This is a genomic window from Shewanella sp. 11B5, assembly GCF_002836795.1.
GTDB classification, from domain to species: Bacteria; Pseudomonadota; Gammaproteobacteria; order Enterobacterales; family Shewanellaceae; genus Shewanella; species Shewanella frigidimarina.
Genome location: NZ_PJAP01000186.1, coordinates 1 through 1,082, shown reverse-complemented (window position 1 = coordinate 1,082; position 1,082 = coordinate 1). Strand labels below are relative to the sequence as shown.

General features: G+C 42.3%; 1 protein-coding gene and 1 pseudogene. Both read left to right on the top strand.

The features are described 5' to 3' along the window. Positions 1-290, top strand: a pseudogene (locus tag CXF78_RS01515) (ligand-gated channel protein); the annotation flags it as partial. 116 nt (positions 291-406) lie between these two features. Next, positions 407-1,082: response regulator transcription factor (locus tag CXF78_RS01510; RefSeq protein WP_102035765.1), on the top strand; the 676-nt coding region annotated here is incomplete at its 3' end.

Below are 1,082 nucleotides of genomic sequence, written 5' to 3'. Positions count from 1 at the left end.
ATTACTATTACCGTAGCGATTATGACCTCGCTGTAGTAGACAACCTATTGAGCCAAGATGGCTATGGCTTGCTCAACTTTGGCGTGAATTGGTATAGCAATGATGGCCATTGGAATGCTGGATTACATTGGAAAAACGTCACCGATGAAGAGTATTTAGTGGGTAACTATGCCTTTGTCACGCCAACAGGCAATGGTGACTTTACACCAGGGCTAGGCGGCGATAACACCCTAATTGGATATTATGGCGACCCAGAGACCATTTCATTAACGGTTGGCTATGTCTTCTAAAACCTTGTTTAATTGATGTAGATAAAAATAGCCGGTCTCATCAGAACCGGTTATTCTTTTTATTGCTTATAAAGAGTGAACCATAACAATATCAACGCAATGTTAGGGAGCCAATGATGTCTCAAATTAAAGTGGCCATTGCAGATGACCATCCACTATTTCGTGCCGCGTTAACCCAAGCCGTGCAAAAAAGTGTCAATAATGCACAAGTGCTAGAGGCGGAAAACTTTCAAGAGTTAATTGCGATAGTGGAGCAGCACCCAGATATTGAGCTTATCTTTATTGATTTGCATATGCCGGGAAACGATGGCTTTACTGGGCTGACGTTATTGCAAAATCATTTCCCCGACATTGTGGTTATCATGGTGTCATCTGACGATCAGCCGGAGATTATCCGCAAGGCGATCAATTTTGGCGCCAGTGCTTTTATTCCAAAATCAGCCAATTTAACCCAAATATCAACGGCGATTGATATTGTGCTTGAAGGGGGTATTTGGCTACCAGAGCACACCAATATTAGTGCCGATCAACACACCGCTGCCGAACATCAACGTTTAGCAAAGCAATTAGCTCAACTTACGCCGCAGCAGTACACCGTGCTAGCCAATATTGCCAATGGTCGGTTAAACAAACAAATCGCTTATGACTTAAACATTAAAGAAACCACAGTAAAAAAACATGTCTCAGCGATTTTACTTAAACTTGAAATCAACAATCGCACTCAAGCTGGGCTGGTGTTTCAACAATTAATGATTACTTCAACTGAAAACCTGCAGGTGGATGTAGCAGCCT